Source organism: Methylobacterium sp. D48H (assembly GCF_053345715.1).
In genome coordinates this window covers 231,041-257,860 of the sequence record NZ_JBKFAP010000002.1, presented here as the reverse complement: position 1 = coordinate 257,860, position 26,820 = coordinate 231,041, and the positions used below count along the sequence as shown (strand labels likewise).

Genomic DNA, 26,820 nt, shown 5'->3' with positions numbered 1-26,820 from the left:
CCTGTCAGCGCAGCCACGCCTTCAGGCGCCGCGCCGCCTCGCGGCACTCGGTCTCCGAGCCCGCGAAGGAGAAGCGGACGTGGTGGTTGCCCACGTCCGGATCGAAATCGAGGCCCGGCGTCGCCGCGACGTGCGCCTCGTCAAGCATGCGCCGGCAGAAGTCCGAAGCGTCGTTGGTGAGGTTCGAGACGTCCGCGTAGAGGTAGAAGGCGCCGTCGGCCGGGTGGACGCGGCCGAGGCCGAGGGCCGGCAGCGCGTCCAGGAGGATCGCGCGGTTGCGTGCGTAGCCGTCGCGAACGGCGTCGAGTTCGTCCGTCGCGTCGAAGGCCGCCAGGGCGCCGACCTGCGACAGGTACGGCGCCGAGATGTAGAGGTTCTGGGCCAGCCGCTCGATCGGGCGGACCAGCGCCTCCGGCACGACCATCCAGCCGACGCGCCAGCCGGTCATGCAGTGGTACTTCGAGAACGAGTTGATCACGACTGCGTCGGGGTCGAAGCGCAGGGCCGTGACGGTGGGCTCGCCGTAGCTGAGGCCGTGATAGATCTCGTCGGAGATCAGCGGCAGGCCGAGGCCGCGCGCCGCCGCGCAGAGATCCTGCAGGGCGCCCTCCGTGATGACTGTGCCGGAGGGGTTCGCCGGGCTCATCACCAGTGCCCCGGAGACCGGCGCGCGGGCGTGGGTCTCGCGCAGCAGGGCGGCGGTCGGCGCGAAGCGGTCATCGGCGCGCAGCACCATCGGCGCCGGCAAGAGGTCGAGGGCGGCCAGGATGCTGCGATAGGCGGGATAGCCCGGCTGCGGGACGGCGACCCGGGCGCCGGCGTCGAACAGGCTCATGAATGCGAGGATGAAGCCGGCCGAGGATCCGGTGGTGATCACCACGCGCTCCGGGCTCACCGCGACGCCGTGCCGCTCCGCGTAGTCCCGGGCGATGCGGGCGCGCAGAGACGGCAGGCCCAGGGCCTCGGTGTAGGGCACGCGGCCGGTCGCGAGCGCCCCCTGCGCGGCCGCGATGACTGCCCGGGGCGCCGGTGCCGACGGCTGGCCGACCTCCATCCGCACCACGTCGCTGCCGGCCCGCGCCTTGGCGGCGGCGGCGGCCATGACATCCATCGCGAGGAACGGCTGGACGGCGGCGGCGCGCCGGGAGATCGGGATCATGGGGTCTGCTCTGAGCCGGACGACGCTGGAGCCTCCGGGGGTTAGACGCTCCCCCTTCCCGCCTCAAGCCGGCGCGCACGCCGCCCTCGCCGCGGGAATTGACCGGACGCCGCGAAAACGCCTAACCCAGCCCCTACCGCTCGCGCCACGCGCGGGCCGCCCCGCCGCGCAAGCGAGGATCTATGCCCTTCATCCGCCCCCTGCCCGCGCTGGTCCTGGCGCTCGGCCTCGTCGCCGTCCCGGCCCTCGCGCAGACCGTGACGCCCCCCGCCGCGCCGTTCACCGACGCGCAGCGCGCCGGCATCGAGGCGATCGTCAAGGACTACCTGATCAAGCATCCCGAGGTGCTCCAAGAGGCCCTCGCCGAGGCCGAGAAGCAGCAGGCCGAGACGCAGCGCCTGGCCCAGGCCGCCGCCCTCAAGGAGTCGCGCGAGGCTCTCCACAACGGTCCCCACGACGTCGTTGCCGGCAACCCGTCGGGCGACGTCACGCTGGTCGAGTTCTTCGATTACAATTGCGGCTACTGCCGCAAGGCCCTGGGCGACATCCAGGCGCTGATCAAATCCGACCCGAAGCTGCGGGTGGTCATCAAGGACTTCCCGGTCCTCGGCCCGGAATCGCTGGAGGCCAGCCAGGTCGCCGTCGCGGTGCGCCAGCAGCTGAAGGGCGACAAGCTGTTCGAGTTTCATCAGAAGCTTCTGGAGACCAAGGGCCGGGTGAACGGCGCCCGCGCGATCCAGGTCGCCAAGGACATGGGCGTCGACACGGCCAAGCTGCAGAAGGACATGGCCTCCCCCGAGGTGAAGGCCGCGCTCAGCGAGAACCGCGGCCTCGGCGACCGCCTGGGCCTGTCGGGCACGCCGGCTTTCATCATCGGCGACGAGGTGATCCCGGGCGCCGTCGGCGTCGAGCCGATGCGCAAGACCATCGCCGACGTGCGTCAGTGCGGCCACGCCTCCTGCTGAGCTGACGGATCGGGCCGAGGAACCCCGAAGGCGGTCCGCGCAGCCTTGTCGCGCCGGGGCGCCTTCGTCTAAGAGCCGCCAGCCGCAGGGCCGCGGTGGGGTCCAGGGCCGAGCCCGGATGGACGCACCGACGTGCCGCGAGACGAAGTAGGCCGGATGCCAAAGAACGACGCCATCGATCCCGAGCTCGTGCGCGAGCTCGCCAACCTCGTGACCGAGACCGGCCTGTCCGAGATCGAGGTCGAGAAGGGCGACCTGCGCATCCGCGTGGCGCGGCGGCTCGAGCCCGTGAGCGTGCAGGTCGCGGCGCCCGCGCCGCTCGCGGCCGTCGCCCCGCCTCCGGTGCCCGCGCCTGCCGCGTCGTCTCCCCTCGCCCCGGCCGAGCCGGCCCGCGCGCAGCCCGGCACCGTGCCCTCGCCGATGGTCGGGACCGCCTATCTCCGCCCCTCGCCCGACGCCAAGGCCTTCGTGGATGTCGGCTCGACGGTCGCGGTCGGCGACAAGCTGCTGCTGATCGAGGCGATGAAGACCTTCAACGAGATCGTGGCGCCCCGCGCCGGCACGATCAGCGCCATCTTCGTCGAGGACGGTCAGCCGGTCGAGTTCGGCGAGGCCCTGCTCGTCATCACCTAGGACGTCCGCCGGGCGCCCGCCGCCCAGTCCCGGACGACGCCGCAACACGAGAGGATAGAGCATCCTGCGCGGTCCGGGATCGCCAGGACGCCCTAACGGGTCCGATGTTCGACAAGATCCTGATCGCGAACCGCGGCGAGATCGCCCTGCGCATCCTGCGGGCGGCGAAGGAGCTCGGGATCGCTACCGTGGCGGTCCACTCCACCGCCGACGCGGACGCGATGCACGTGCGCCTCGCCGACGAGAGCGTCTGCATCGGGCCGCCGGCCGCCCGCGACAGCTACCTCAACATCCCGTCGATCATCGCGGCCTGCGAGATCACCGGGGCCGATGCCGTGCATCCCGGCTACGGCTTCCTGTCGGAGAATGCCCGCTTCGCCGAGGTTCTGGCCCATCACCAGATCGGCTTCATCGGACCCAAGGCGCAGCACATCCGCACCATGGGCGACAAGATCGAGGCCAAGCGTACGGCGCTGAAGCTCGGCATTCCCTGCGTGCCGGGCTCCGAGGGCGGCGTCGAGGATGCCGACACCGCCAAGCGCGTGGCCGCCGAGATCGGCTACCCGGTGCTCGTCAAGGCGGCGGCTGGCGGCGGCGGCCGCGGCATGAAGGTCGCGCGCTCCGAGGCCGAGCTCGAGCAGGCGATCGGCATGGCCAAGTCCGAGGCCAAGGCCGCCTTCGGCGACGACGCGGTCTATCTCGAGAAATACCTGGAGAAGCCCCGGCACATCGAGGTGCAGGTGCTCGGCGACGGCCGCGGCGGCGCCGTGCACCTCGCCGAGCGCGACTGCTCCCTCCAGCGCCGACACCAGAAGGTCTGGGAGGAAGGCGGTTCGCCGGCCCTCAACGAGTCGATGCGCGCCGAGATCGGCGGCATCTGCGCCAACGCCATGAAGGAGCTCGGCTACCTCGGCGCCGGGACGATCGAGTTCCTCTACGAGGACGGGCGGTTCTACTTCATCGAGATGAACACCCGCATCCAGGTCGAGCATCCGGTGACCGAGATGATCACCGGGATCGACCTCGTGATCGAGCAGATCCAGGTCGCCTCGGGCGGCCCGCTGTCGGTGAGCCAGGCGGACATCAAGGTCGAGGGCCACGCCATCGAGTGCCGGATCAACGCCGAGCACCCGGAGACCTTCCGGCCGTCGCCCGGTGAGATCACCCACTACCACACCCCCGGCGGCCTCGGCGTCCGCGTCGATTCGGCCGCGTTCCAGGGCTATCGGATCCCGCCGACCTACGATTCGCTGATCGGCAAGCTGATCGTCCACGGCCGGACCCGCAACGAGTGCCTCATGCGGCTGCGGCGCGCCCTGGACGAGTTCGTCATCGACGGGATCGACACGACGCTGCCGCTGTTCCGGACGCTGGTCCGCAACCCGGACGTGCAGAACGGCCTTTACGACATTCACTGGCTGGAGCATTTCCTGGAAGACGGCGGCATGAAAGCCTGACCGGACCTGGGCGGGGCTGCGGCGAGCGCGGCGCGCGCGGGATCTGGTCTTCGCGCCGTCCGCGCGCGACATTCACGGCATGCACGACACCGCCCGCGTGGACATCACCCCTGAGATCCTGCTGAAGGCCTACGCGGCGGGCATCTTCCCGATGGCGGAGGATGCCGACGATCCCACGCTCTACTGGGTCGAACCCAAGGCGCGCGGCGTTCTGCCCCTCGACACGTTCCGCGTTCCCCGGCGCCTCGCCCGGACGGTGCGGTCCGACCAGTTCGTGGTCCGCTGCGACACCGATTTCGACGGGGTGATCGACGGCTGCGCGGCGCCCCGGCGGGACAGCGAGCGCACCTGGATCAACGGGCGGATCCGCGAGCTCTACGGCGCCCTGTTCGACATCGGCCACGTCCACACGGTCGAGGTCTACGCGGGCGCGGACGGCCGGCTCGTCGGCGGCCTGTACGGCGTCTCGCTGGGGGCGGCCTTCTTCGGCGAGAGCATGTTCCACGAGGTCCGCGACGCCTCGAAGGTCGCCCTCGTCCACCTGATGGCCCGCCTGCGCGCCGGGCGCTACCGGCTCGCCGATACCCAGTTCGTCACCGACCACCTGTCGCAGTTCGGTGCCGAGGAGGTGCCGCGCCACGTCTACAAGCGCCGCCTCGCCGAGGCCCTCGATCAGGTCGCCGACTGGAACGTCTGGCCCGGCGACGGTTCGGTTCCGGGTACGCGGGTCCTCGAGGCGCTCGAAGCTCCGGATCGCCGCTAGGGCAGCGACCCGCGCCGGTGGCCGCTAGCGCCGACGCCGGTGGCGGTAGCCGGTCGAGAACGAGGCGTATTGACGGCCGCGCACGGACCGGTAGCGTCGACGCCGGCTGGTGCTGGCCTCGACCGTCTCCTCCACCTGCGGGATCGGCTCGGCCATGGCCGCCGCGGGCGTCGCCGCCATGGCGACCGCCGTATCGGCCGAGGCGTAGCCCCCGGCGACGTTCTTGGCCGCCGGTCCGAACATCGCGAGACACTGGTTGTAGGCGAGGTCGTTCTTGAGACGCTCGCATTCACCGATGGAGCGCGGTGTCCCCTGCGCCAGGGCCGGCAGGGGCGCGAGCAGCACGACGAGAGCGGCCAGTGGCTTGAGGCAGAGAGTCGGGCGGTGCACGGAGGGGGTCTCGAGCGACGACGGCAGGCTTGTGATCCCCGAGTGCGGCAAAATCGAGGGTTGGCCTCAGCGATCGGGTCGCTCCATCCACCGGATCAGCGGCATCAGCGGGAAGATCCACGCGATGCCGAGGATCGAGTAGATCACCGCCTGCACCGCCGCCGGCGTCTCCGAGATGCGGCTATCGGCCAGGGTCATCGCCAGCGGCCCGTAGAGGCAGACGAAGACCAGGATGGCGAGAGTGCCGATCAGGGTCCGGGTGCGGCGGCGCATTGCTGTGTTCCTGGACCGTGCCTTCGGACTGTGCCCCCGGCCCCGCGGAGGGCGCTGCGGGCTCGGACGGGCGACGGCTACCGTCCCGGAACCCGGTTGGCAACGCGCCCGCTGACGCGGGCTGCGGCGCCGGCGCCGTTGATGGGCGACCGGACATCCCCTAACCCGGACACCGCGGGGAGCATCCCGGTCTCCGCGGAAGGGACGTGTATGGACATGAGCGGCGCGGGCGACCGGCGGTCGGGGGCGGTGCGAACCTGGCTCTACGTGGTCGCGGCCCTGGTGGTCGCCATGGTGGCGGTCGGCGGTGCGACGCGGCTGACCGGGTCCGGCCTGTCGATCACCGAGTGGCGCCCCGTCACGGGCGCGATCCCGCCGCTGACGGAGGCAGACTGGGCGGCCGAGTTCGCCAAGTACAGGGACACGCCGCAATACAACATCCTCAACCAGGGGATGGGATTGTCCGCCTTCAAGGTGCTGTACGGCTGGGAATGGGGCCATCGCCTGCTCGGCCGGGTGATTGGCCTCGTGTTCTTCCTGCCGCTGATCGTGTTCTGGTGGCAGGGCCGGATCGGCCGGCGGCTCGGCCTCGGCCTGCTCGGTCTCGGCGCGCTCGGCGGCCTCCAGGGCGCCATCGGCTGGATCATGGTCGCCTCGGGCCTCCAGCCGGGCATGACGGCCGTGGCGCCGCTCAAGCTCGCCCTGCACCTCACCACCGCGAGCCTGATCCTGGCCGGGCTGGTCTGGCTGGCCGCGGGCCAGCGCCCCGGCGTCCTGGCGCCCGCCCCGGCGCGCCTGCGGGCCACGGCCTTGCTGCTGCCAATCCTGGTCCTGGTGCAGATCTTCCTCGGTGGCCTCGTCGCCGGCTCGCATGCCGGCCTCGTCTACAACACATGGCCGACCATGGACGGCCACCTCGTCCCGCCGCTGGACAGCCTGTTCGCGATCCGGCCGTGGATCGAGAATTTCATCGACAACCACGCCCTCGTTCAGTTCGACCACCGGGTGACGGCCTACCTCGTCTTCGTCGTGGCGGTGCTGCACGCCGTCGACGCCCGGCTCACCGGCCCGAAGAGCGCGGCTGGGCGGGCCACGGGGGTCGTCATCCTCGTCCTCGCCCAGATGGCGCTTGGGATCGCGACGCTGCTCCTCGCCGTGCCGCTCTGGGCGGCGCTCGCGCATCAGGTGCTCGCCATGGCGGTGCTCACGATGGCCACCGTCCATGCCCGCCTCGGCCGGGGATCCGGCCTGGTCGAGCCCGCAGCCGCCGAGCCGCCGCTGGGCTTCGAGGGGCTCGCCGCCGGCCGCATCTAGGCTCTCGTGCGGTGCAGCGGTCTTGCTGCGCCGCACGAGACTTTTACCGCTTTCAGTGGAACCTTGGGATAACTCCCCATCAGCAATCTGCACATGGAACGACTAAGACTTCTCAAGCTTTAAGCTGCACGCGTTGCAGGAGGCTTCAAGATGTCTCTCGCGGAGGATGGTCGACCGCTCTCCCTGACCTGGCACTACACGCCGCGGGAGATCATGGCGGATGGCGTGATCCACGGTCTCGGCGTGGTGCTCGGCCTCGCCGGTGCCGTTGCCCTGGTGGCGACCGCGGTCACGGCGCATCTCGGGATCGGCGAACGTGCGGCCGTTGTCGTGTACGCCACGGCCCTCGTCCTGATGCTCGGCGTCTCGGCCGTCTACAATCTCTACCCTGTGAGCCCGCGCAAATGGCTCCTGCGCCGCGCCGATCACGCGCTGATCTACCTGATGATCGCCGGGACCTACACGCCGCTGGTGGCCCTCGTCGGGTCGGGCCCGCGGGCCTACGCGCTCCTTGCGATGATCTGGGTCGTGGCCCTCATCGGGATCGCCGTGAAGCTGTTTCTGCCGGGCCGGTTCGATCGCCTCTCGATCGGGCTCTACCTGTTGCTCGGCTGGAGCGGGTTGTTCGCCTACGAATCAGTGATCGCGGCGCTTCAGCCGACCGCCCTGTGGCTCTTGGGAATGGGCGGAGCGCTCTATTCGATCGGCGTCGTGTTCCACATCTGGCGGACCCTGCCCTTCCAGAACGCGATCTGGCACGGCTTCGTCCTCGCCGCCACGGCCTGCCACTACGGGACGATCTGGGCCAGCCTGAACGGCTCGCCGATGACGTAGCGTTGGGATCGATTGCGACCGTGCGCGTAAAATTCCGGTTACCGTCCTGATGGAAAGGTCGAGACGCGGCGACCTGCATTAAGTTTCCTGCGACCACGGGTGCACCACAACCTAGGGACTGATATTCCCGGGAGCTGGAACGTGGTCCCGAAGACGAACGACTCTGGCATCGCTCAGCGTTATAGGATCCTGCACGTGTTCCGCGCGCCGGTGGGCGGCTTGTTCCGGCACGTGATGGATCTCGCTCGCCTTCAGGCGGCCGCGGGGCACCATGTCGGTCTCGTCTGTGATTCCAGCACCGGCGGCGACCGCGCTGCGGGCGCCCTGGCGGACCTGGTGCCCTGCCTGGACCTCGGCCTTGTCCGGCTGACGATGCGCCGCAATCCGCATCCGTCGGACTGGTCCTGCCTCCGGGCCGTGGCGCAGAGGGCCGCGGAGGTCGGCGCGGAGGTCCTGCACGGACACGGCGCCAAGGGCGGCGCCTATGCCCGGCTCGCCGCGGCGGGTCCGGCGATCCGCGCCTACACGCCGCACGGCGGCAGCTACAATTACCGGCCGGGCAGCCCGCTGCACCGCCTCTACATGGGTGCCGAGGCGGTGCTCGCCCGCCGCACCGACGCGTTCCTGTTCGAGAGCGAGTACGTCGCCGGCCGCCATCGGAGCTTCGTCGGCGGTCCTGAGCGGGTGACGCGGATCGTGCACAACGGCATCGCCGAGGCCGAGTTCGCGCCGCTGGACCGCGTCGCCGAGCCCTTCGACCTGCTCTACGTCGGCGAGCTGCGGGAGGCTAAGGGCCTGCCCTACCTGCTTGAGGCCCTGGTCCGGCTGCGGGCCGAGGGCCGGGCGCTGCGCCTGCTCCTCGTTGGGTCGGGACCGGATGCCGAGATCCTTCGCGACACCGTGGCGCGGCTCGGCCTCGCCGACGCGGTGGCGTTCGAGCCGCCGCAGGCGATCCGCTCCGTGCTCGCCCGCGGGCGGATCCTCGTCGTCCCGTCGCTCGCGGAGTCGCTGCCCTACGTCGTGCTGGAAGCTGCCGCGGCGGCGCAGCCCCTGGTCGCCACCCGGGTCGGCGGAATCCCGGAGATCTTCGGCGCGGCCGCGCGCGACCTCGTGCCGTCGCGCGACCCGGCGGCGCTCGTGGAGGGGATCCGACGGGTCCTCGACGCCGCGCCGGAGGCCCTGACCGAGCGGACGCAGAGTCTGAGCGCCTCGATCCGGCAGCGCTTCTCCCTGGAACGCATGGGCAGCGAGGTGATCTCCGGCTACGCCGCGGCCTTCGAGGCCCGCGCGGAGCGCCGCGATCCCGCACCGCGCGCGATCGCCGGGGCCCGGACCGCCTGACGACGAGACCAGCAGCAAGAGGAACGGGGGCCTGTGCGCCGCGGTGGAAAAGGCGGCGGCGCCCGCGCTCTTAAATGTTCCCACAACGCCCCGTGCCAGGGTTTCGCCGAGGCAGCGACCGTAAGGCTCGGGGGGAGCCGATCGATGAGCGCGTTCGACATTCGCGATCTTCTCGAGGCCGCCGTCCCGATGGAGGCGTCCTCGACCCCGGCCAAGGGCAGCGTCCCCCTCGCCGAGGCCGCCGTCCCCGGCCCGACGGCGATCTCGCCCGTCGTGGTGGCCGGTCTGGTGCGCGGGCTGGAATGCGCGCTCATCTTCGGCTTGGGCGCATTGCTGCACGTGCTGATGCTCCGCGGCCGCGTCCCGTTCGGGCTGACCTACGCGGGCGCGATCGGCATGATCGCGGTGATCACCGTGACGCTGATCCAGGCGTCCGGCGGCTACCGGGTCGCCGCCTTCCGGAGCTTCTTCAAGACCGCCGTCCGGCTGATCGCGGCGTGGTCGATGACGTTCCTGATGGTCGCCGCCGGCCTCGTGCTGGCCAAGGTCGCCGACCACTACTCGCGCCTCTGGCTCGCGACCTTCTTCGGCACCGGCCTCGCGATGCTGCTGGTCGGCCGCTTCGTCCTGTTCCGCATCATCGATGCCCAGACCCGGGCGGGACGGTTCGACCGGCGCACCGCGATCGTGGGCGGCGGACAGCCCGCGGAGGACCTGATCGCCGCCCTGGAGACGCAGACCGAGAGCGGCATCCGCATCGTCGGGGTGTTCGACGACCGCAACGCCGATCGCTCCTCGGACGTGGTGGCGGGGCACCCGAAGCTCGGCAACGTCGACGACCTCGTCGCCTACGCGCGGCACGCCCGGCTCGACCTGATCGTCTTCACGATCCCGATCACCGCGGAGGCCCGGATCCTCCAGATGCTCGCCAAGCTCTGGGTCCTGCCGATCGACATCCGTCTCTCGGCGCACGCCGCAAAGCTGCGCCTGCGCCCGCGCAGCTACTCGTATCTGGGCTCCGTCCCGGTGCTGGACGTGTTCGACCGTCCGATCGCCGACTGGGACGTCGTGGTGAAGGCGCTGTTCGACCGCTGCGTCGGCCTGATGATGCTGCTAGCGCTATCGCCGCTCATGCTGGTCATCGCCCTCGCGGTCCGGCTGACATCGCGCGGGCCGGTGCTGTTCCGGCAGAAGCGCCACGGGTTTAACAACGAGCTGATCGAGGTCTACAAGTTCCGCTCGATGTACGTGGATCAGTGCGACGCCGGCGCGGCCAAGATGGTGACACGGGGCGATCCCCGGGTCACGCCGGTCGGGCGCTTCATCCGGAAGACCTCGCTCGACGAGCTGCCGCAGCTGTTCAACGTGCTCAAGGGCGACCTGTCGCTGGTCGGCCCGCGCCCGCACGCGTTGCAGGCCAAAGCCGCCAACACGCTCTACGACCAAGTGGTCGACGGCTACTTCGCGCGCCACAAAGTGAAGCCCGGCATCACCGGATGGGCGCAGGTCAATGGCTGGCGCGGCGAGACCGACACCTCAGAGAAGCTGCAGCGGCGCGTCGAGCACGACCTCTACTACATTGAGAACTGGTCGGTGCTGCTCGACCTGCAGATCTTGCTGACCACGCCGTTCGCGCTGTTCAAGACCGAGAACGCCTACTGAGCGGAAGGGCCGGCACCGGAGCGGTGCCGGCCGGAAGCGCGCTACGGCAGCGCGCCGGCCTTCTCCTTGGCCTTCAGGATCGTGTCGCGGCAGCCCTGGGCGTCGCCGCCCTTGTCCTGCTGGCGCGCCTGCGCGACCAGCTTCTTGGCTTCCTCGACGCCCGCGGCGGTGGGCTTCACGGCGGCGTCCGACTTGGTGAGCGCCGGCGGCGTGTCGAGCGCCTTGGGCGAGTTCGAGGACGTGGTGCCGCCGGGCGGCGTCGTGCCGGTCACCGAGGCCGCGCCGGCGCTGTCCAGCCGCCGCTGCAGCGTGTCGACCTCGTCGGCGCACGGGGTCGCCAGGGCCGGCGTGGCGGCCGCCAGGGCCAGGGCTGCAACGGCGAAACGCATGATCATCGGGACGAGGCTCCACGGTGTCGGGATGCGGCCGGCGCCGACCCCTCATGCATGAGCGGACGGTGATGCGCCGGTGCGGCTACCGGGGAGACGCCGGGCGAACGGGCCCGTTCCCGAGACAGGAGGCCGCATGCGGTAGCGCGGAAACGCGACGGGCGCCCCGCGCGGCCTTCTGGCCGCGGGAGGCGCCCGCCTCTCGACGCCGCTGACGGATCAGTACTTCCGGATGATCGGCTCCGGCGACATCGGCACCGGATCGGCGCCGAAGGCGTAGCGGATGCCGGCGTAGACCGAGAAGGGCTGCGCCAGGGTCGTGGTCCGCGGATCGCTGATCCGCAGGTTGCCCGCCACCGCGCCCGGCTCGGCGTAGGTGCCGAACGTGGTGTAGCGGTTGTTGGTCAGGTTGGTGATGAGGCCGAAGACCTCGAGGTTCTTCGTCACCTGATACTTCGTCTGGAAGTTCAGAACGTAGTACGGCGGCAGCTTGCGGTTCAGGTTCGACTCGTCGCCGCGGAAATAGGACGAGGAGAAGGCCTGGAGGTAGAGGCCGAACTGCCAGTTGGGCGTGACGAAGTAGTCGAACCCGGCCTTGATCTGGTGGGTCGGCACCAGCGGCACGACGTTGCCCTTGCGGACCTGGATCGCGCCGTCATCCGCGAGCGGGTTGTTGGGCGACGACAGGGTGCCGTTGAACTGGAAGGTCGCGTCGACCAGCGCGTAGTTGGCGTAGACCCGCAGGTAATCGGCCGTGTACTCGCCGCCGACCTCGATGCCCTGCCGCTGCGTCGACGGCACGTTGACGAAGTAGGCGCGGGCGGTGTTGCCGGGGGTGGCCAGCGACAGGATGTCGTTGGCGAGATCGGTGCGGAAGGCGCCAATCTTGTAGGTGATGATGCCGCCGTCATAGGTGTTCGGCAGCTGGCCGCGGAAGCCGACCTCGTAGGTCCGTCCGGTGACCTGCTTGAGCGGCGGGTCGGCCACCAGCGAGTTCGGCAGCAGGCACGGCCGGTCCGGGTTGGCGCAGGCCAGCTCCAGCGGGGTCGGGGCGCGGTTCGACTCCGAGTAGCTGCCGTAGAGGTTCAGCGCGTCGAAGAACCGGTAGGTCAGGCCGGCGACCGGGTTGATCTTGTTGAAGTAGTGCGTGCCGGTCACGTCCGGCGAGAAGCCGGTCAGGTCCTCGCTCTGGATGCGCGCGAAGTTGAGCCGGGCGCCGGCGGTCAGCGACAGCCGGTCGGTCACGTCGAGCGTGTCGAGGGTGTAGAGACCCATGTAGAGGTTGGAGCCGTTGACCGAGCTCGGCGCGATGCCGAGCGCGCCGGCGGTCCGTAGCTGCGGCGTGCCGAGGCCCGGGACGTTGCCGTAGAACGGGTTGCTCGGGTTGGTTGTGATCGACAGATCCGGGTTGATGACGCCGAGCGTGCTGGACGACTTGAAGCCGTAATTGGCCGCGTCGATGCTGCCGCCGACCACGAAGGTGTTGGACAAGCCGAAGATCCGGTCGCGGTTGGCGGCCTGGAGCGAGCCGCCGAAGCCTGTAGCTTCCGTCCGGGTCGTGTCCAGCGTGCCGTACGGGATGCCCGCCCGGAACGGGATGCGCTGGTTCTGCTGCCCCAGGATCAGGAACTGGTTGCGGAAGGCGAGCTGCGACTGTCCGGCCGCCGGGCTGAACCCGTCATCCTCGAAGCAGAGGTTGCCGCGGAAGCTGGAGCGTGTGCTGCAGTTCTCGAAGTTGCCGTCGTTGCCGTCGACGTAGGTCTGGCTGAAGCGGCGGAAATAGGCGTTGCCGGCGAGGTCCCAGGTCGGCGAGATGTCGACCCGGCCGGTCAGCTGGAGCGTGCCGACCTCGGTGGTGGTGGTCTGCGGGAAGGTGAAGATCGCCCGCGGGTCGCGGTGGGTGAAGTCCACCGGCGTGGCCGCGGCCGCGCCGAAGAAGCTGCGGGCGGCGAGCCCGATCAGGTGGAACTCCGCATCCTGCGAGCGGTAGCCGATGTCACCGTAGAGACGGCCGATCGTGCTCGGGCTCTCGTAGCGCCAGCCGCGGTCGTTCAGGCCGTCGCCGGTGAAGTAGACGCTCCACGGGCCGGAGACCTTGCCGTACTCGAGATAGCCGGCGGTGCGCGCGTCCGAGCCGCCCCAGGCCGAGATCTCGGTGCCCTGCCAGGTGAAGCCGTTCTTCATCTGGATGTTGACCGCGCCGCCGAGCGCGTTGAGGCCGAAGACCGGGTTGCCGGTGACCACGTCGATGCGCTGGATTGCCTGCGGCGGGATCAGGTCGAAGTTGACGATGTCGCCGAAGGCCTCGTTGATGCGCACGCCGTTCTGATACACGGCGAGGCCCTGCGGCACGCCCTGCACGGGCGAGGCCGTGAAGCCGCGGTAGGTGATGTCGACGCGGTTGTTGTTGCCCTGCGAGTCCGAGATGTTGATGCCGGGCGTGCGGCGGGCCAGCGTTGTGGTCAGGTTGTCGCTGGCGCGATCGATCGTGATATCGCTCGCCGTGACCGATTCGACGGTGCTGGGGATCTTGTAGAGCGGCTGCTCGGAGCCGCGCAGCCGCACGCCGGTGCTCGGTCCCAGGGAGCCGGCCGGCGGCACCGGTCCGGGACCGTTGAAGATCTGCGCCTGGCTCGAATTTCCGCCGCCGGACCCGACCGGCGACGTCGAGACGACGCTGATCTCGCCGAGCGTGACCGATTGCTGAGCCTGCACCGCTGCCGGGAGAACCGTCCCGGCGAGCACCGATGCCGACGCGACCAGGCTGCTCCGAAGCGCCCGAAGTGACATCCCCAACCCCCTCAAACCCAAACACGTGCTCGTGACTGCCGAGCTTGGGTCTTTCTTGGAGGGTGCCGGGAACGCGCACAATTGGTTCAAGAACACGTGAGACGCGTTTCGGCCTCATTTCCGGCCCGCGCCGACCGAAGCCGCCGCCACGTGGTTAAACAGCAACAGTTTCGGTAAAGATTTCAGCCACTTAAGGATATTTCGGCAATCTGCCCGGGATAGTTTGGCAATGATCGCTGGCGCGTGGTCAGAGCCGTGCCTGAATCAGGCGCGCGATCTCACCGAGCCGCTGCTCGAGCAACTGCGGAACCTCGCAGACATAGGTCAGCGACTGGCTTCGCTCCTGAAAGATCCGGCGATCCCAGGCGAACTTCGTCTCCAGCTCGGACTGGTCCTTCGGGAGTTCCGTGGCGTCGGAGGCGCTCGGCGCGTCCTTCACCTGACTGATCTTGTCGGCCTCGTCGCGGATTCGCTCGGCCATCCGTCGCTGGCCCTGCGCGTAGCGCGCGATGCCACCCACCACCTTGTTGCGCTCGCCGTTCAGCACCTCGAACACGCCGGCGTAGACGCGGGTCAGGGCCTTGTCCTTCGCGTCCTTGTCGGAGCCGAACTTCTCCGCGAACGTGTCGAGGAGCGGGCCGACCTGCGAGAGGTCGGTGCGGCGCGACGCGATCTTCTGCGCCAGGACGGCGGCGTCGTTGTCGCTGCCCCAGTCGCCGGCGGCCTCCACGTCGGGACCGGTCCAGAACTGGCCGGGACTGAGTGTGGCGACCTTGCGCTGGACGCAGGGCCAATCCGGATCCTGTTTCGGCTGCGCCAGGGCTGGACCGGCGAGGATCGCGAGCCCCAGCGCCGGGCCGACGATGCGGGTCAGGAGGACGTTCATTGGGCGGACTCCATCAGGTGTTGTCGCCGGCCGGGCCGCCGCGCCGGGCCATGATGCCGCGGCCGGGGTCGTAGGCGACCACCGCCATGCCGAAGAAGGCGAGCCCCACGCCCAGCACCACGGCGCAGGCGACCGGCTCGAACTGGAGGTAGAGGGCGTAGCGGACGAGCTGGACCGCGTGGCTGAATGGGTTCAGCTCGCAGATCCAGTAGAGGGTCTCGGAGGATTCCCGGATCCGCCACAGGGGGTACAGGGCCGACGAGGCGAAGAACATCGGGAAGATCACGAAGTTCATCACGCTGGCGAAGTTCTCGAGCTGGCGGACCAGCGAGGACAGGAACAGCCCGATCGCCCCCAGCATCAGCCCCGTGGCCAGGAAGGCCGGCAGGGCCGCGAGGTAGCCCAGCCACGGGATGTCGCTCTCCCAGAAATACGCCACGGCCAGGAACGCGTAGGCCTGCACGATCGACACGGCGACGCCGGCGATCAGCTTGGCGAGCAGGAGCAGCCACCGCGGATAGGGCGAGGTGAGCAGCACCTTCATCGAGCCGACCTCGCGGTCGTAGACCATCGACAGCGACGATTGCATGCCGTTGAACAGCTGGATCATCACGGCGAGGCCCGGGACCACGTAGACCTCGTAGAGCACGTAGGTCTGGTAGGGCGGCTCGATGGACACGCCGAGCGTGTTGCGGAAGCCGGCCGCGAAGATGAACAGCCAGACCAGCGGCCGGACCAGCGCCGAGAAGAACCGCTCCTTCTGATTGAAGAAGCGCAGCAGCTCGCGGCGGACGATGCCGCCGAGGCAGATCAGGTAGCCGACCGCGTCGAGGCGGCCGATCCGCGCGGCCTGGCCGCGCGGCGGGGCGGTGCCGATCCGGGTGGCGAGCGGTGTCGGGTTCGTCATGCCGCCGCCCTCCCCGGCTCGGCGACCAGGCGGCGGAACGCGTCGGCGAGCGCCTCGCCGGGCCTTCCGATCCCGCCGGCCCGGCCCCGGGCGACGATCCGGCCCCGGTGCAGCACCACGGCGTCGTCGTCGTCCGCGATCTCCTCGAAGATGTGGGTCGCCCAGAGCACCGACAACCCCTCCTCGCGCACCAGGGCGCGGACGATCGCCACGATGTCGGCCCGGGATTCTAGGTCGAGGCCGACGGTGGGCTCGTCGAGGAGCAGCAGGTCGGGGCGGTGGATCAGGGAGCGGGCGATCTCGATCCGGCGCGACTGGCCACCCGAGAGTGTGCGCACCTTGTCGTGGCGCCGGTCCGCGAGTCCGACGCGGTCGAGCAGCTCGCCCACACGGACCTTGGCGGCGCCACGGGCGATGCCGTGCAGGCTCGCGTGGTAGAGGAGGTTCTGCTCGACCGTCAGGTCGGTGTCGAGGGTGCGGGCCTGGAACACGACGCCGAGCCGCGCCAGCGCCCGGGACGGCTCGCGATCCAGGGCGTGGCCGAAGATCGAGACCCGCCCGGTCTGGTTGTTGTAGAGCCGGGTGATGACCGAGAACAGCGTCGTCTTGCCGGCGCCGTTCGGCCCCAGCAGCGCGGCGAAGTGGCCACGCTCCACCGTGATCGAGACGTCGTCCAGCGCGGCGCGGGCGCCGAACTTGTGGCCGACATGCTCGATCAGGAGGGCCGCCGGCTCGGTCGCGCTCATCGGCCCAGGACCTTCCGGGCGTCGGAGACGGCGTCGAGGCACTCGTCGAACTCGCCCTCCTTCTGCTCCCGCTCGGCCACCCGCAGGGCCTTCTTGAGCTTCGGCACCGCCGTCTCGGGCGGGTTTAGGGCGAGGGCATCGCGGATCATCGTGATGCCCTCGGCGCAGGACGCGGCGTCGTCGGCCGCGAGGGCCGGGCCGGCGGCGAGGAGGCAGGCGGAGAGGAGGAGGAGGCGCATCACTTCACCGTCAGCGTGCCGGTCATGCCCTTGGACTCCAGGCCGTGCACCGACCACAAGTAGGTGCCGGGCTTGATCGCGACGAACTCGATGGCGATCTCGCCGGGATCGTCGAACTCCAGGTGATCGGGTGGGCCGCCGCCGTGGATCTCCTTGTGCTCGATCACGATCTGGTTGAACCAGATGTAGCGGAAGAACTCCGGCGCGTAGAATTTGTATTCCTGGCGCCCCTTGGCGACGATCCGTAGCCGGTAGGCCTTGCCGGATTCCAGCGTGATGTCCTTGTTCTCGACCACGAAGTCGTTGCCCTGATCGTCGCCCAGGACGAGGTCGGGCAGGTTCTCCCGCTTCTTGGTCAGGTCGAGGGCACTGGCCGGTGCCGCGGCGAGCAGCCCTGCCAGGCTGAGGGCCGCCGTTCGAAACATGCGTGTCATGTCGTGTTCCACCCTAGGGCCGCGTCGCGCGCGGCCGTCCTCGCTCGGCGCCCGGAGGTCGCGCGGATTAGTTCGGCGAGATCGCCACGCCCCAAGGCAGGAGCCCGACCGGGATGCTCTTCACCACCTTCTCGGCGGCCACGTCGATCACCGAGACGTCGTTGGAGGTGCCGTTCGTGGTGAAGAGCTGCTTCTGGTCAGGCGTGAAGGCGAGCTGCCAGACCCGCTGGCCGACCGGCAGGTACTTCTCGACCGCGTAGGTCTTGGCGTCGATCACGGCGACGCGGTTCGCCGGCCCGAGGGCCACGAAGGCCTTGGATCCGTCCTTGGTGATCCGGATGCCCACCGGCTGGATCGCCTCGTCGTTCACGCCCGGGATCTTGAAGGTGATCTTCCTGATCACGCGGCGCTGGGCGACGTCAATCACGCTCACCGTGCCGCCGACCTCCGCCGAGACCCACAGGAACTTGCCGTCGGCGGTGAACTCGGCGAAGCGCGGCCGGGCGTCGACCAGCACGTTGTCGATGACCTGGAATGTCTTCGTATCGATGAAGTGGGCCATGTTGGTCGTCTCGGAGGTGTTGACGAGGATCTTCCCGTCCGGCGACAGGCCCATCCCCTCCGGCTCGACGCCCACCGGTACCTCGGCGAGCACCTTGTTCTTCTCGATGTCGATGATCGTGACCTGGCTGTCGTCCTCGTTGGCCACGTAGAGCGGGTTCCCGGAGGCGTCGAGGATGAACTGCTCCGGATCCGGCCCGGAGCGCAGCGAGCGCACCACCTTTCCGGAACTGGTGTCGAGCACGTCGATCCGGTCGTCGTCGCTCGCGCAGACGAACAGCTCCTTGCCATCCTTGGAGACGGTCACACCGCGCGGGCGCCGCCCGACCTTCCACGTCGCCGTCACCGCCATCGTGTTGGTGTCGATGACGCTGACCGAGTTGCCCTTCTCGTTCGTCACGTAGGCGGTGAAGGCGGCGGCCGGCCCGCACAGGGCGAACCACGCACCGAGGGCGACCCCACGCAGACATGCCTCGACGACGCGGCGGCTCATACGGTTTCCTTCCCTTGTGACGGCCCGGCGCCCTGGGCGGACGTTCTCGGGGGACGTTTGTAGTGCGATTTCCGCGCGTTGCGAGGGCCTTGGCCGCTCGCCATCGCCGCAGGCCGCGGGTTCACTTGAACTTGCAGGTGGTCTCGGGGAGGTCGACGCCCAGCGTGTCGAGGGGCGTGCGCTGGTGCAGGAAACCCTGCTCGGGTGCGACGGAGACCAGCGCCTTCGGCTGTACCACGATGATCGCCTGCCGGAGCTGGTGGTCCCAGGGCCGGAAGCTCAGCGGCACGCCCTTGTAGGCCGGCAGCGTGAAGGCGGGCTCGACGAGGTACGGGGCGATCACGGCCGGGTCGTTGGTCTTCTTGGCCGTCACGGCCTCGCCCACCGTCCGCACCGCGGCCCAGACCTGATAGTCCAGCGGGCGCATCAGCCGGGAGGCGAGCCGCCGGAACCGGTTCTGGGCCTGCGCGGCGCCCCAGGTCTCCAGCACGGGGGACCAGGTCGTCGGCGTCAGCGCCTGCGTGCCGCCGACGGGGCGCGGATCGACCGTGCGGTAGGGCACGTAGTCGCCCCAGTCGCCCTCCTCGTCGGCCACGATGGCCATGTCGTAGTCGAGGCCCCGGGTGAAGACCATCGCCTCGGCGCGGGTCGGCGTGTCGCCGCGCGCCTTGGCGAGGGGGCCGAAGGTCCAGGGCTTCTCGGCGGTGATCTTCAGCGCGAACTTCCGCGCCGAGTTGCGCATCGCGTCGGCGTAGGCCTTGTCGGCGTCGGTCGGGCCGACGATCAGGAAGAGCTTCCGCCAGCGCATCACGGTCAGGTACTGCGCCAGCGCGTCGGTGAGCATCGCCCGCGACGGCAGGATGTGGAACACGTTGACCCGGCACTCGGCTCCGCGCAGACGATCGTCGGGCGCCCCCGCGTTGAGCACGACCGCGCCCGTGTCCTTGACGGCGTCGGCCACGGCCAGAACCGCGTCGGCGGGGAGCGCCAGGACCAGGTAGCGCACGCCCTTGCCGATCAGCTCCTTGGCCGCCGCCACGGCGTCCGGCTTGTCGTCGGTCAGGGCGACTTCGTCCAGGACGTAGGTCTGCTTGGTGAAGCGGCCGGTGGTGTTGTTGTCGGCGATGCCCATCTTGGCACCGGCCAGGCCCTCGTCCTCCGGCGCCGCCTCGGCATCATACGAGGACGGGGCAGGCTGCAGCCGGTAGATCAGGCCGACATGGGTCTCGAGCGCCTGCGGAGCGGCGGCCTGGGCCGGCTGCGCCGCCGCGGCCGGCACCGGGTCCTCGGCCCGCGCCGCCGCCGGGGCCATGGCGAGCGCGACGGCGGCCGCGCGCAGCCAGGACGGGCGCGTCTTGCGCCGGAGGGCCGTGTCGGGTGCAGGATGGTGCATGCGCGCGGCCTCTATCAGCTTCCGCTCAGGCCGCTCAACCGCGGCGTCTCGTCCCGACGTTCACGTTACCGTCGTGGGTTAGGCGGGCGCGGAAGTACATTGCCAAATTGTCCCTTCGCCCGACCTATGGCGGGAACGATGCCGCCGCCTCGGGCGGTCGCACGCCTCGAGAGGAAGCTCCCGCCGATGCGCCACACGTCTCTCCGCGCCGCGCTTGCCTGCGGCGTCGTCCTGTGGACCGCCCTGCCCGGTGCGGCCGGCGCCGCCGAGAAGGCCGCCGTCTTCCCGGTCGAGCTGTTCGATCCCGGTGCCGCCTACGGATCCCGGACGCGGCCGGTGGACGCCCGGAAGCTCGCCCTCGTCACCGACGAGTTGCGCAATGCCCTGCGCGACAAGGCCGGTCTGGAGATCGTCGATACCGCGCCCAAGGCCGACGTCGTGGCCAAGGAGGGGCCGCTCTACAAATGCAACGGCTGCGCTGCCGACATCGCCAAGAGCCTGGGTGCGGATCTCGTCGTGACCGGTTATGTGGAGAAGGGGTCCGGCCAGATCTTCAACCTGAGCGTCGCGATCGCCGAAGCCGATACCGGCAAGGTGGTGCGCGGCGGGCAGGTGACGATCCGGGCCGACACCGACGATACCTGGGCGCACGCGATGCGTTGGGTGGTCAAGAACCGCCTGCTCGCCGAGCCGCTGCCCGGGAAGTCCTGAGACGGCCCGTTCAAGTTCGAGTGTTTCGTGCCCGCGTCCACCATCCAGCAAGACCCCCTGCCCCGGCTCCTCGTCAGCGTTCGCGATCCGGCCGAGGCCGAGGCAGCCCGCCTCGCCGGCGCCGACCTGATCGACGCCAAGGACCCGGAGCGCGGGGCGCTCGGCGCCCTGGACGAGGACGTCGTGCGGGAGATCGTCGCCCGCGTGTCCGGCGGTGCCGCGACGAGCGCGGTGGCCGATCCGGCGGCCGGATCCGTCGCCGCCCTGGCCCGGACCGGCGTCGACTGGGTGAAGGTCGGTCTACGTCCTGCCGAGATCCGGGACGCGGCGACGCTGGCCGATCGCGTCGCGGCCGCGCCGGGCCGGCTGATCGCCGTGCTGTTCGCCGAGGACGGGCCGGCGGCCCCGCATGTGCCCGCCCTGGCGGCGGCTGGCTTCGCGGGCGCTATGATCGACACCGCCGGCAAGACCGGCGCCCGCCTGCCCGACCTCGCCGCGCCCTCGGACCTCTCGGCCTTCACCACCGCCTGCCGGGCGAACGGCCTGATGAGCGGCCTCGCTGGGTCGCTGCGGGTCATCGACATCCCCGGCCTCTGCGCGCACCGGCCGGATTACCTCGGCTTCCGCGGCGGCCTGTGCCGGGACTTCGACCGCCGCAACGGCATCGATCCCCTGCGCGTGACCGAGGCCCTGCGCGCCCTGCGGCCGAGCCGGCAGGACGCGGCGTGACGAGCGTCATCAAGATCGGCGGCAGCCTTGAGGCGGATCCGCATCGCCGCCGCGCCCTGCTGGAGGCGATCGGCGACGGCGCTCACGGGCGCTGCATCGTGGTGCCGGGCGGCGGCGCCTTCGCGGACGCCGTCCGGGCCGCGCAGGCGCGGGAGCGCTTCGGCGACGCCGAGGCCCATCGCCGGGCGCTCGACGCCATGGGCGACGCGGCCGGCATCTTCCGCGGGATCGAGCCGCGGCTGGTGCAGAGCCTGGAGCCCTGGGCTGAGGCCGCGCCCGCGCGGATACGGGTTTGGAACCCGCGCACTCTCCGAGCCGGTCACCCGGACATTTCGGAGACCTGGGACGTAACCTCGGACAGCCTCGCCCTCTGGCTCGCGGCGCGGGTCGGGGCGGAGCGCTGCGTCCTGGTGAAATCCGTCGACGCGCCGCCGGGCCTCGACCCCGCCGCGCTGGCGCGGGACCGGATCGTGGACGCTGCCTTCCCGGGCTTCGCGGCCGGTTTCGGGGGGACGATCGAGGTCTGGGGACCGCACCGCCGCATCGCCGTCGAGACGAGGGCCGCCGCGTGAGCACCGCCGAGCACATCGTCTTCGTCACCGGCCGCCTCGCCCGGGCGCGGCTCGAGAAGGTCGCGGCGGGGCTCCCGCCGACCCTCCACTGGAGCATCGCGGATGCCGGCGTGAAGGTCGCGGCGCTGATGACCGAGGAGATCATCCGCCGGCGGGTCGTGCTGCCCGAGGGCGCCACGCGGATCGTCCTGCCGGGCCGGTGCCGGGCCAATCCCGAGCACCTCGCGGCGCATTTCGGCGTCCCGGTGGAGCGCGGACCCGACGAGGTGGTCGACCTGCCGGCCTGGCTCGGCCTGACCGCCCGCAAGGTCGACCTGTCCCGGCACGACCTCCGGATCTTCTCGGAGATCGTGGACGCGTCGAAGATGAGCGTCGACCAGATCCTCGCCAAGGGGCTCGATCTCGCCGGGCGCGGCGCGGACGTCATCGATCTCGGCGGCCTGCCCGATACCCCGTTCCCGCACCTCGAGGATTCCGTGCGGGCGCTGAAGGGCGCCGGCCTGAGGGTCAGCGTCGATTCCTTCTCCCGCGAGGAACTGGTCCGGGGCGCCGGCGCCGGCGCCGACTTTCTGCTGAGCCTGAACGAGGAGACCCTCGATCTCGCCTTCGAGACCGACGCGATGCCGATCCTCGTGCCGATGCGGCCGGACGACCTGCCCTCCCTCGATCGTGCGATCGAGCGCATGCTCAAGGCGGGGCGGCCGTTCCTGGCCGACCCGATCCTCGAGCCGATCCACCACGGCTTCGTCGACTCGATCGCGCGTTACCGCGACACCCGCGCCCGCTGGCCCGAGATCGACATGATGATGGGTACCGGCAACCTCACCGAGCTGACCGAGGCCGATTCCCTGGGCGTCACGGCGCTGCTCGTCGGGATGTGCTCGGAGCTGTCGATCCGCAACGTGCTGATCGTGCAGGTCTCCAACCACACCCGCCGCACCGTCGAGGAGCACGACGCCGCCCGGCGGGTCATGTACGCGGCCAAGGCCGATTCGGCGCTGCCGAAGGGCTACGGCCGGGCGCTCCTCGCCCTTCACGACAAGCGCCCGTTCGTGCAGACCGCCGACGAGATCGCCCAGGCCGCCGCCGAGGTGCGCGACCCGAATTACCGGATCGTGATCGCCGAGGACGGGATCCACCTCTACAACCGCGACATCCACAGGGTCGGCACCGACGCGATGGCCTTCTTCCCCGACCTCGACGTGGCGAGCGACGGCGCCCACGCCTTCTATCTCGGCGCCGAACTCGCCAAGGCCGAGACGGCGTGGCGCCTCGGCAAGCGCTACGTTCAGGACGAGGCCCTCGACTGGGGCTGCGCGGCCGACGCCGACGTCGAGGATGCTACCGCCTTCAAGAAGGCCGGCCACACCCGCCATTCCGGACCCGACGCGCCCCCGCCCGGGACCCGCGACGCGCGCCTGGCCGGGCCCGAAGCGGACGCGAGCCAGCCCGAGACCGTCCCGGAGGCCGCGGCGCGCGCCGCGGTCGCGCCCGAGCGCCCGCAGGATCCGCCGTCGAAGCTGGTCTGCGGGCGCCTCGTCCCCGCCGACAAGGCGTGAGGCCATGCCGCTGATCCTCGAGACCATCGTCACCACCCTGTCCCCGGCGGGCGAGCTGCACCTCGTCCCGTTCGGGCTGATCGGCGAGGATGAGGGCTACGTCCTCGCGCCGTTCCGGCCATCGCCGACGATCGTCAACCTGGAGGCCAATCCCTGCTTCGCGGCCTCGAGCCCGCGCGACATCCGCGTGATCGCCGGCGCGGTGACGGGCCGGCGCGAGTGGCCGACGCTGCCGTGCGCGGCGATCGAGGGCCGCCGCCTCGCCGACAGTTTCGGCCACGCGGAATTCGCGGTCGCCTCCGTCGAAGCCCACGAGAGCCGGCCGCGCTTCCGGGGCCGGATGGTCCACAGCGCCGCGCACGCGCCGTTCATCGGCTTCAACCGCGCGCAGGCGGCGGTCCTCGAGGCCGCCATTCTTTCGACCCGGCTCCACATGCTGGAGCCCGAGAAGGTGTTGACGGAGATGGCCTACCTCGCCATCGCCATTGGCAAGACCGCGGGACCGCGCGAGCGCGAGGCCTGGGGTTGGATCGAGGACAAGGTCGCGGCGGCCCTCGGCCCCGAGGCGCGCGTCCTCGATCGCGACGACCGCTGAGGGCGGGAGGAGAAGGACAAGATGAAGAAAATCACCCTGGCCCTGGCGGCCACGGCGGCCCTGGTGGCGGCGACCGCGCAGGCCCACGGCCCGACCCGGCGCAAGATCACCGAGTCGATCGAGATCAACGCCCCCGCCGACAAGGTCTGGGCCGTGGTCGGCGACCTGAAGAACGCCGACTGGATGCAGAACGTCACCAAGACGGAACTCAACGGCGACCCGGCCGGCAAGTTCAAGCGCGTGCTGACGCTCAAGAACGGCAATCAGATTTCCGAGACCAGCAACAAGTACAAGCCCGAGGACAAGATGTTCTCCTACTACATCGACAAGGTCGATGTGAAGGATCTTCCGGCGAACGACTACTCGGCGACGATCACGGTCGAGCCCGAGGGCAACGCCAAGTCGAAGGTTGAGTGGAAGGCGGCCTTCTATCGCGGCTACATGAACAACGACCCGCCGCCGGATCTGAACGACGAGGCCTCCGAGAAGGGCGTCGGCGACTGGATCAAGGCGAGCCTCGCCAACCTGAAGGCCAAGGTCGAGAAGGGCTCGTGAGCCCGGCCCGGGGCCGCGCGGCCCTCGCCGCCGGCCTCGTCCTCGTGGCGACGGCCTCCCGTGCCGAACCGGCCCGGGAGGCCGTCGTCACCGCCCAACTCGGCGGCGCGGTCGAGATCGTCGATCTGGCCGCCGGGACGGTGGTGCGCCGCATCCCCGTCGACGGGGCCCCGGCTGGGATCGCCCTGTCGCCCGATCGCCGGCGGGCCTACGTCACGCGCCCGGAGGGGCACGGCCTCGCGATCCTCGACCTCGACGCCGGCAAGGTCCTGTCGGAGGTGCCGCTGCCCGGCGGCCCGCTCGGCGTCGCTTCCGACCCGCGGGGCGGAACGGTCTACGTGGCCGATTGGTACGGGCACCGCCTGTTCGTGCTGATCGAGCGCGACGGCACCCTGGTGCCGGACGGCGTGATCGCGGTCGGCGCCTCACCCTCAGGGATCGCCGTCAGCCCCGACGGAGCGACGCTCTACGTCGCCAATCGCGAGGGCGACACGGTCTCGGTCGTGGACGCCGCGACCCGGCGGGAGACCAAGGTCATCCCGGTGGGGCAGCATCCGTTCGGAATCACGCTCGATGCCGCGGCGGGGCGCGCCTACACGGCCAACGTGACCGGCGACGACGTCTCGGTGCTGGATCTGAAGACGGGGCGCGAGATCGGCCGCATCCCGACCGGCCGCCGGCCCTACGTCATCGCCCTCGCCGGCGGGCGCGGCTTCGTGACGGACCAGTATGCCGGCAGCGTCACGGCGTTCGACCTCGCCACGCTCAAGCCGATCGCCGACGTCGATGTCGGCGACCACCCGGAGGGGATCGCCGCCGATCCCGACGGACGCCTCTACGTCGCCAACTGGGGCGACAACACGCTGAGTGTGCTCGATTCGAAGACGCTCAAGGTGCTGAAGACCATCCCGACGGGCAACGGCCCGCGCTCGTTCGGCGCTTTCCTGCGCTGAGCGTCAGCCCGGTCGGCGCTGGGGCGCGCGCCGGTAGGCCGCCCGGGCCATCAGGAGTGCGCCGCCGACCTGCAGGAAGCCGGTCTCGCCGAGATCCGAGGGGGCGATATGCGCCTGGATCAGCAGCCGTGTCAGCGCGTTCAGCGCGAGCAACGTCAGGCAGAAGGCCGCGGCGGCGAGCAGGCTGGCGACGAACTCGGGCATGATCTCCCTCCGTGTCGAACGGGGAGAGATTAGCAAGCCGCGCGCCAAGGCCAAGCTGTCGCAGCGTCGATCTCAGCGCTTGCGTCCGGTGGGTGCGGGCGCCGGAGTCCCGGCCTGAGCGGCCGGTGTGGGCCGCGGCGTCTCGACGGCGAGCCGCTTCACCGGCCAGCCGTCGCTCCAGCGCTCCATGTCGGCGAGGCGCGGATTGTTCTTCAGCGCCGCCGCATCCGACCCGGCGAAGGCCGCCGCGGCGGCGAGGTCGAAGGTCTTCCAGAAACCGAGATAATCGAGCGCGTCGACCCGGGCGAGGTTGATCTGCGAGACCAGGGTCTGCTGCTCGCCGGACAGCGCCATGTCGGCGGACCAGCGGAATGGCGGCGGCTTCGCCGCGTCCTTGGTCGCGTCCTTCGGCTCCGGTCCCGGTTTGATGGCGCCGCCGTCATAGGCCGTGTCCACCCCCGCCGGGGACGCGAGTGTCGCCGTCAGGGCCGGAAAGCCGTGATCGTCCGACAGGGCCCGCACGAAGAGTTTGCGCTCCAGCGGCACGGCACTCGCCTCGCGCAGGAGGCGCTTAGCCGCGAGATCGGCGGCCCGCGTGTCTTTGTCGCCGACCATGGTCACGATCAGCGTCGCGGGATCGATCGCCGACAGGTCGGTGAGGGCGATGCCGCGGGATTTTGGCCCGCTGGCGATGCCGCCGGGCATCACCGCGAAGATCAGCTTCGGCACCGGCAGGCCCTGGGCCTTGGCCGCGGCAGCCAGATCCATGGCGAGCGGAGCCCCGGCGAGGTGGCCGATCATCGCGACGCGGCCGAGGTCGGGCTTCGCCTCGCCGTCCATCGCGATCTCGGTGAGGGCCGCCTTGACGAGGGATTCCGCGATGGACGGGGCGTCGGCCGGGCGGGTCCGGTTCACCTCCTGAAATCGCGGATACAAGATGAGCCAGCCCTGGCGGGCGAGATGATCGATCCAGCCGCCGTAGCTCTGCGGATTGACCGCGCCCCACCCGTGCAGGACGATCGCGACCGGCCGGCCCGTCTCGGGGGCCGCGCCCGCGGCGTAGAACGCGTAGGTCGAGGCCGTGCCGCGCCCGAGCAGCCGCTTGGTCACCGTCGCCTTGCGGTCACCCACACCGCCCGCGCCGTCGGCGGGCTGGGCCGGCGGGGTCGCCGCCTGAACGCACGCGAGACCGGCCAGGGTCATGATCGCGGCGGCGGTGAGCGATCCGCGAAGAACTGTGAGACGCATCCGGGACTCGACTGAGAGACGCACTGCGTCGGCAGGTCAGAATGCGCTGAATAGCAGATTCTCTC

29 protein-coding genes are annotated in these 26,820 nt (G+C 70.4%); 15 read left to right on the top strand and 14 right to left on the bottom strand.

What is annotated here, in order from left to right; genetic code table 11:
* Window positions 1-4: 4 nt before the first annotated feature.
* Window positions 5-1,159, bottom strand: a complete 1,155-nt coding sequence (locus tag ACLBX8_RS07385; RefSeq protein ID WP_447698644.1) for a pyridoxal phosphate-dependent aminotransferase — start codon at window positions 1,157-1,159, stop codon at window positions 5-7.
* Window positions 1,160-1,341: 182 nt separating this feature from the next.
* On the opposite strand from ACLBX8_RS07385, the gene ACLBX8_RS07380 reads away from it, so the two are divergent.
* The 4 genes from ACLBX8_RS07380 (at window position 1,342) to aat (ending at window position 4,977) form a co-directional block, all read left to right on the top strand.
* On the top strand, window positions 1,342-2,124 hold the full coding sequence (locus ACLBX8_RS07380) for a DsbA family protein (RefSeq protein WP_447698645.1): 783 nt from the start codon (window positions 1,342-1,344) through the stop codon (window positions 2,122-2,124).
* A gap of 156 nt (window positions 2,125-2,280) precedes the next feature.
* Window positions 2,281-2,757 carry an acetyl-CoA carboxylase biotin carboxyl carrier protein gene (gene accB, locus ACLBX8_RS07375; protein WP_427508824.1) on the top strand — a complete coding sequence of 159 codons (477 nt, stop codon included), beginning with the start codon at window positions 2,281-2,283 and terminating at the stop codon, window positions 2,755-2,757.
* Between the two features lie 104 nt (window positions 2,758-2,861).
* Window positions 2,862-4,214: an acetyl-CoA carboxylase biotin carboxylase subunit gene (accC, locus tag ACLBX8_RS07370; protein WP_447698646.1), complete on the top strand. Its 1,353-nt coding sequence runs from the start codon at window positions 2,862-2,864 to the stop codon at window positions 4,212-4,214.
* Between the two features lie 79 nt (window positions 4,215-4,293).
* The gene (aat, locus tag ACLBX8_RS07365; RefSeq protein WP_020092098.1) at window positions 4,294-4,977 is read left to right on the top strand and encodes a leucyl/phenylalanyl-tRNA--protein transferase; all 684 of its coding nucleotides are present in this window, start codon (window positions 4,294-4,296) and stop codon (window positions 4,975-4,977) included.
* Window positions 4,978-5,001: 24 nt separating this feature from the next.
* On the opposite strand, the gene ACLBX8_RS07360 is transcribed toward aat, so the two are convergent.
* Together ACLBX8_RS07360 and ACLBX8_RS07355 are read right to left on the bottom strand one after the other, a co-directional pair.
* Window positions 5,002-5,367 carry a hypothetical protein gene (locus ACLBX8_RS07360; RefSeq protein WP_020092097.1) on the bottom strand — a complete coding sequence of 122 codons (366 nt, stop codon included), beginning with the start codon at window positions 5,365-5,367 and terminating at the stop codon, window positions 5,002-5,004.
* 66 nt (window positions 5,368-5,433) lie between these two features.
* Window positions 5,434-5,640 (bottom strand): DUF2842 domain-containing protein, encoded by a 207-nt coding sequence (locus ACLBX8_RS07355; protein WP_012319661.1) that lies wholly within the window; start codon window positions 5,638-5,640, stop codon window positions 5,434-5,436.
* Window positions 5,641-5,850: 210 nt separating this feature from the next.
* On the opposite strand from ACLBX8_RS07355, the gene ACLBX8_RS07350 reads away from it, so the two are divergent.
* The 4 genes from ACLBX8_RS07350 to ACLBX8_RS07335 all read left to right on the top strand — a co-directional run bounded on the left by ACLBX8_RS07350 (window position 5,851) and on the right by ACLBX8_RS07335 (window position 10,791).
* Window positions 5,851-6,954 (top strand): COX15/CtaA family protein, encoded by a 1,104-nt coding sequence (locus ACLBX8_RS07350; protein ID WP_447698647.1) that lies wholly within the window; start codon window positions 5,851-5,853, stop codon window positions 6,952-6,954.
* A gap of 150 nt (window positions 6,955-7,104) precedes the next feature.
* A complete protein-coding gene (gene trhA, locus ACLBX8_RS07345) occupies window positions 7,105-7,788 on the top strand; it encodes a PAQR family membrane homeostasis protein TrhA (RefSeq protein WP_447698648.1) in 684 nt (227 codons plus the stop codon).
* Between the two features lie 141 nt (window positions 7,789-7,929).
* Window positions 7,930-9,129 (top strand): glycosyltransferase family 4 protein, encoded by a 1,200-nt coding sequence (locus tag ACLBX8_RS07340; RefSeq protein ID WP_447714830.1) that lies wholly within the window; start codon window positions 7,930-7,932, stop codon window positions 9,127-9,129.
* Between the two features lie 144 nt (window positions 9,130-9,273).
* The gene (locus ACLBX8_RS07335) at window positions 9,274-10,791 is read left to right on the top strand and encodes an undecaprenyl-phosphate glucose phosphotransferase (RefSeq protein ID WP_447698650.1); all 1,518 of its coding nucleotides are present in this window, start codon (window positions 9,274-9,276) and stop codon (window positions 10,789-10,791) included.
* 41 nt (window positions 10,792-10,832) lie between these two features.
* On the opposite strand, the gene ACLBX8_RS07330 is transcribed toward ACLBX8_RS07335, so the two are convergent.
* From ACLBX8_RS07330 to ACLBX8_RS07290, 9 genes are all read right to left on the bottom strand, one after another.
* Window positions 10,833-11,186 (bottom strand): hypothetical protein, encoded by a 354-nt coding sequence (locus tag ACLBX8_RS07330; protein WP_132366675.1) that lies wholly within the window; start codon window positions 11,184-11,186, stop codon window positions 10,833-10,835.
* 213 nt (window positions 11,187-11,399) lie between these two features.
* Window positions 11,400-13,970 carry a TonB-dependent receptor gene (locus ACLBX8_RS07325; RefSeq protein ID WP_447698651.1) on the bottom strand — a complete coding sequence of 857 codons (2,571 nt, stop codon included), beginning with the start codon at window positions 13,968-13,970 and terminating at the stop codon, window positions 11,400-11,402.
* A 247-nt stretch (window positions 13,971-14,217) separates the two neighbouring features.
* Window positions 14,218-14,856 (bottom strand): hypothetical protein, encoded by a 639-nt coding sequence (locus tag ACLBX8_RS07320; RefSeq protein WP_091676777.1) that lies wholly within the window; start codon window positions 14,854-14,856, stop codon window positions 14,218-14,220.
* Between the two features lie 13 nt (window positions 14,857-14,869).
* Window positions 14,870-15,763 (bottom strand): ABC transporter permease, encoded by an 894-nt coding sequence (locus ACLBX8_RS07315; protein WP_020092089.1) that lies wholly within the window; start codon window positions 15,761-15,763, stop codon window positions 14,870-14,872.
* Window positions 15,760-16,509 (bottom strand): ABC transporter ATP-binding protein, encoded by a 750-nt coding sequence (locus ACLBX8_RS07310; protein WP_091926704.1) that lies wholly within the window; start codon window positions 16,507-16,509, stop codon window positions 15,760-15,762. The genes ACLBX8_RS07315 and ACLBX8_RS07310 overlap by 4 nt, the downstream gene beginning before the upstream one ends.
* Window positions 16,506-16,748 carry a hypothetical protein gene (locus ACLBX8_RS07305; RefSeq protein WP_447698652.1) on the bottom strand — a complete coding sequence of 81 codons (243 nt, stop codon included), beginning with the start codon at window positions 16,746-16,748 and terminating at the stop codon, window positions 16,506-16,508. The genes ACLBX8_RS07310 and ACLBX8_RS07305 overlap by 4 nt, the downstream gene beginning before the upstream one ends.
* Window positions 16,748-17,182, bottom strand: a complete 435-nt coding sequence (locus tag ACLBX8_RS07300) for a hypothetical protein (RefSeq protein ID WP_447698653.1) — start codon at window positions 17,180-17,182, stop codon at window positions 16,748-16,750. Before ACLBX8_RS07300 ends, ACLBX8_RS07305 begins: the two co-directional genes overlap by 1 nt.
* 67 nt (window positions 17,183-17,249) lie before the next feature.
* Window positions 17,250-18,236 (bottom strand): YVTN family beta-propeller repeat protein, encoded by a 987-nt coding sequence (locus ACLBX8_RS07295; protein WP_447698654.1) that lies wholly within the window; start codon window positions 18,234-18,236, stop codon window positions 17,250-17,252.
* A gap of 121 nt (window positions 18,237-18,357) precedes the next feature.
* Window positions 18,358-19,629 (bottom strand): ABC transporter substrate-binding protein, encoded by a 1,272-nt coding sequence (locus ACLBX8_RS07290; protein ID WP_447698655.1) that lies wholly within the window; start codon window positions 19,627-19,629, stop codon window positions 18,358-18,360.
* Window positions 19,630-19,815: 186 nt separating this feature from the next.
* On the opposite strand from ACLBX8_RS07290, the gene ACLBX8_RS07285 reads away from it, so the two are divergent.
* The 7 genes from ACLBX8_RS07285 to ACLBX8_RS07255 are packed head-to-tail and all read left to right on the top strand — an operon-like array spanning window position 19,816 to window position 25,303.
* Window positions 19,816-20,340, top strand: a complete 525-nt coding sequence (locus ACLBX8_RS07285) for a DUF3280 domain-containing protein (protein WP_427508820.1) — start codon at window positions 19,816-19,818, stop codon at window positions 20,338-20,340.
* A gap of 27 nt (window positions 20,341-20,367) precedes the next feature.
* Complete coding sequence (locus ACLBX8_RS07280; RefSeq protein ID WP_447698656.1) at window positions 20,368-21,069, top strand: (5-formylfuran-3-yl)methyl phosphate synthase; 702 nt, start codon at window positions 20,368-20,370, stop codon at window positions 21,067-21,069.
* Window positions 21,066-21,641 (top strand): amino acid kinase family protein, encoded by a 576-nt coding sequence (locus ACLBX8_RS07275; protein ID WP_447698657.1) that lies wholly within the window; start codon window positions 21,066-21,068, stop codon window positions 21,639-21,641. Before ACLBX8_RS07280 ends, ACLBX8_RS07275 begins: the two co-directional genes overlap by 4 nt.
* Window positions 21,638-23,200 carry a DUF6513 domain-containing protein gene (locus ACLBX8_RS07270; protein WP_447698658.1) on the top strand — a complete coding sequence of 521 codons (1,563 nt, stop codon included), beginning with the start codon at window positions 21,638-21,640 and terminating at the stop codon, window positions 23,198-23,200. The genes ACLBX8_RS07275 and ACLBX8_RS07270 overlap by 4 nt, the downstream gene beginning before the upstream one ends.
* A 4-nt stretch (window positions 23,201-23,204) precedes the next feature.
* Window positions 23,205-23,795 carry a DUF447 domain-containing protein gene (locus ACLBX8_RS07265; protein ID WP_447698659.1) on the top strand — a complete coding sequence of 197 codons (591 nt, stop codon included), beginning with the start codon at window positions 23,205-23,207 and terminating at the stop codon, window positions 23,793-23,795.
* Between the two features lie 21 nt (window positions 23,796-23,816).
* Window positions 23,817-24,350 (top strand): SRPBCC family protein, encoded by a 534-nt coding sequence (locus ACLBX8_RS07260; protein WP_056528820.1) that lies wholly within the window; start codon window positions 23,817-23,819, stop codon window positions 24,348-24,350.
* Window positions 24,347-25,303, top strand: a complete 957-nt coding sequence (locus ACLBX8_RS07255) for a YncE family protein (protein ID WP_447698660.1) — start codon at window positions 24,347-24,349, stop codon at window positions 25,301-25,303. Before ACLBX8_RS07260 ends, ACLBX8_RS07255 begins: the two co-directional genes overlap by 4 nt.
* A gap of 3 nt (window positions 25,304-25,306) precedes the next feature.
* On the opposite strand, the gene ACLBX8_RS07250 is transcribed toward ACLBX8_RS07255, so the two are convergent.
* The gene (locus ACLBX8_RS07250; protein WP_020092076.1) at window positions 25,307-25,507 is read right to left on the bottom strand and encodes a hypothetical protein; all 201 of its coding nucleotides are present in this window, start codon (window positions 25,505-25,507) and stop codon (window positions 25,307-25,309) included.
* Between the two features lie 72 nt (window positions 25,508-25,579).
* On the bottom strand, window positions 25,580-26,755 hold the full coding sequence (locus ACLBX8_RS07245; protein ID WP_447714829.1) for an alpha/beta hydrolase: 1,176 nt from the start codon (window positions 26,753-26,755) through the stop codon (window positions 25,580-25,582).
* Between the last annotated feature and the right edge of the window lie 65 nt (window positions 26,756-26,820).

Bases quoted from the DNA above. Each gene is read 5' to 3' on its own strand.
- ACLBX8_RS07385 (WP_447698644.1), bottom strand. From the start codon at position 1,159: ATGATCCCGATCTCCCGGCGCGCCGCCGCCGTCCAGCCGTTCCTCGCG.
- ACLBX8_RS07380 (WP_447698645.1), top strand. From the start codon at position 1,342: ATGCCCTTCATCCGCCCCCTGCCCGCGCTGGTCCTGGCGCTCGGCCTC.
- accB (WP_427508824.1), top strand. From the start codon at position 2,281: ATGCCAAAGAACGACGCCATCGATCCCGAGCTCGTGCGCGAGCTCGCC.
- accC (WP_447698646.1), top strand. From the start codon at position 2,862: ATGTTCGACAAGATCCTGATCGCGAACCGCGGCGAGATCGCCCTGCGC.
- aat (WP_020092098.1), top strand. From the start codon at position 4,294: ATGCACGACACCGCCCGCGTGGACATCACCCCTGAGATCCTGCTGAAG.
- ACLBX8_RS07355 (WP_012319661.1), bottom strand. From the start codon at position 5,640: ATGCGCCGCCGCACCCGGACCCTGATCGGCACTCTCGCCATCCTGGTC.
- ACLBX8_RS07350 (WP_447698647.1), top strand. From the start codon at position 5,851: ATGGACATGAGCGGCGCGGGCGACCGGCGGTCGGGGGCGGTGCGAACC.
- trhA (WP_447698648.1), top strand. From the start codon at position 7,105: ATGTCTCTCGCGGAGGATGGTCGACCGCTCTCCCTGACCTGGCACTAC.
- ACLBX8_RS07335 (WP_447698650.1), top strand. From the start codon at position 9,274: ATGAGCGCGTTCGACATTCGCGATCTTCTCGAGGCCGCCGTCCCGATG.
- ACLBX8_RS07330 (WP_132366675.1), bottom strand. From the start codon at position 11,186: ATGATCATGCGTTTCGCCGTTGCAGCCCTGGCCCTGGCGGCCGCCACG.
- ACLBX8_RS07325 (WP_447698651.1), bottom strand. From the start codon at position 13,970: ATGTCACTTCGGGCGCTTCGGAGCAGCCTGGTCGCGTCGGCATCGGTG.
- ACLBX8_RS07320 (WP_091676777.1), bottom strand. From the start codon at position 14,856: ATGAACGTCCTCCTGACCCGCATCGTCGGCCCGGCGCTGGGGCTCGCG.
- ACLBX8_RS07315 (WP_020092089.1), bottom strand. From the start codon at position 15,763: ATGACGAACCCGACACCGCTCGCCACCCGGATCGGCACCGCCCCGCCG.
- ACLBX8_RS07310 (WP_091926704.1), bottom strand. From the start codon at position 16,509: ATGAGCGCGACCGAGCCGGCGGCCCTCCTGATCGAGCATGTCGGCCAC.
- ACLBX8_RS07305 (WP_447698652.1), bottom strand. From the start codon at position 16,748: ATGCGCCTCCTCCTCCTCTCCGCCTGCCTCCTCGCCGCCGGCCCGGCC.
- ACLBX8_RS07300 (WP_447698653.1), bottom strand. From the start codon at position 17,182: ATGACACGCATGTTTCGAACGGCGGCCCTCAGCCTGGCAGGGCTGCTC.
- ACLBX8_RS07295 (WP_447698654.1), bottom strand. From the start codon at position 18,236: ATGAGCCGCCGCGTCGTCGAGGCATGTCTGCGTGGGGTCGCCCTCGGT.
- ACLBX8_RS07290 (WP_447698655.1), bottom strand. From the start codon at position 19,629: ATGCACCATCCTGCACCCGACACGGCCCTCCGGCGCAAGACGCGCCCG.
- ACLBX8_RS07285 (WP_427508820.1), top strand. From the start codon at position 19,816: ATGCGCCACACGTCTCTCCGCGCCGCGCTTGCCTGCGGCGTCGTCCTG.
- ACLBX8_RS07265 (WP_447698659.1), top strand. From the start codon at position 23,205: ATGCCGCTGATCCTCGAGACCATCGTCACCACCCTGTCCCCGGCGGGC.
- ACLBX8_RS07260 (WP_056528820.1), top strand. From the start codon at position 23,817: ATGAAGAAAATCACCCTGGCCCTGGCGGCCACGGCGGCCCTGGTGGCG.
- ACLBX8_RS07250 (WP_020092076.1), bottom strand. From the start codon at position 25,507: ATGCCCGAGTTCGTCGCCAGCCTGCTCGCCGCCGCGGCCTTCTGCCTG.
- ACLBX8_RS07245 (WP_447714829.1), bottom strand. From the start codon at position 26,755: ATGCGTCTCACAGTTCTTCGCGGATCGCTCACCGCCGCCGCGATCATG.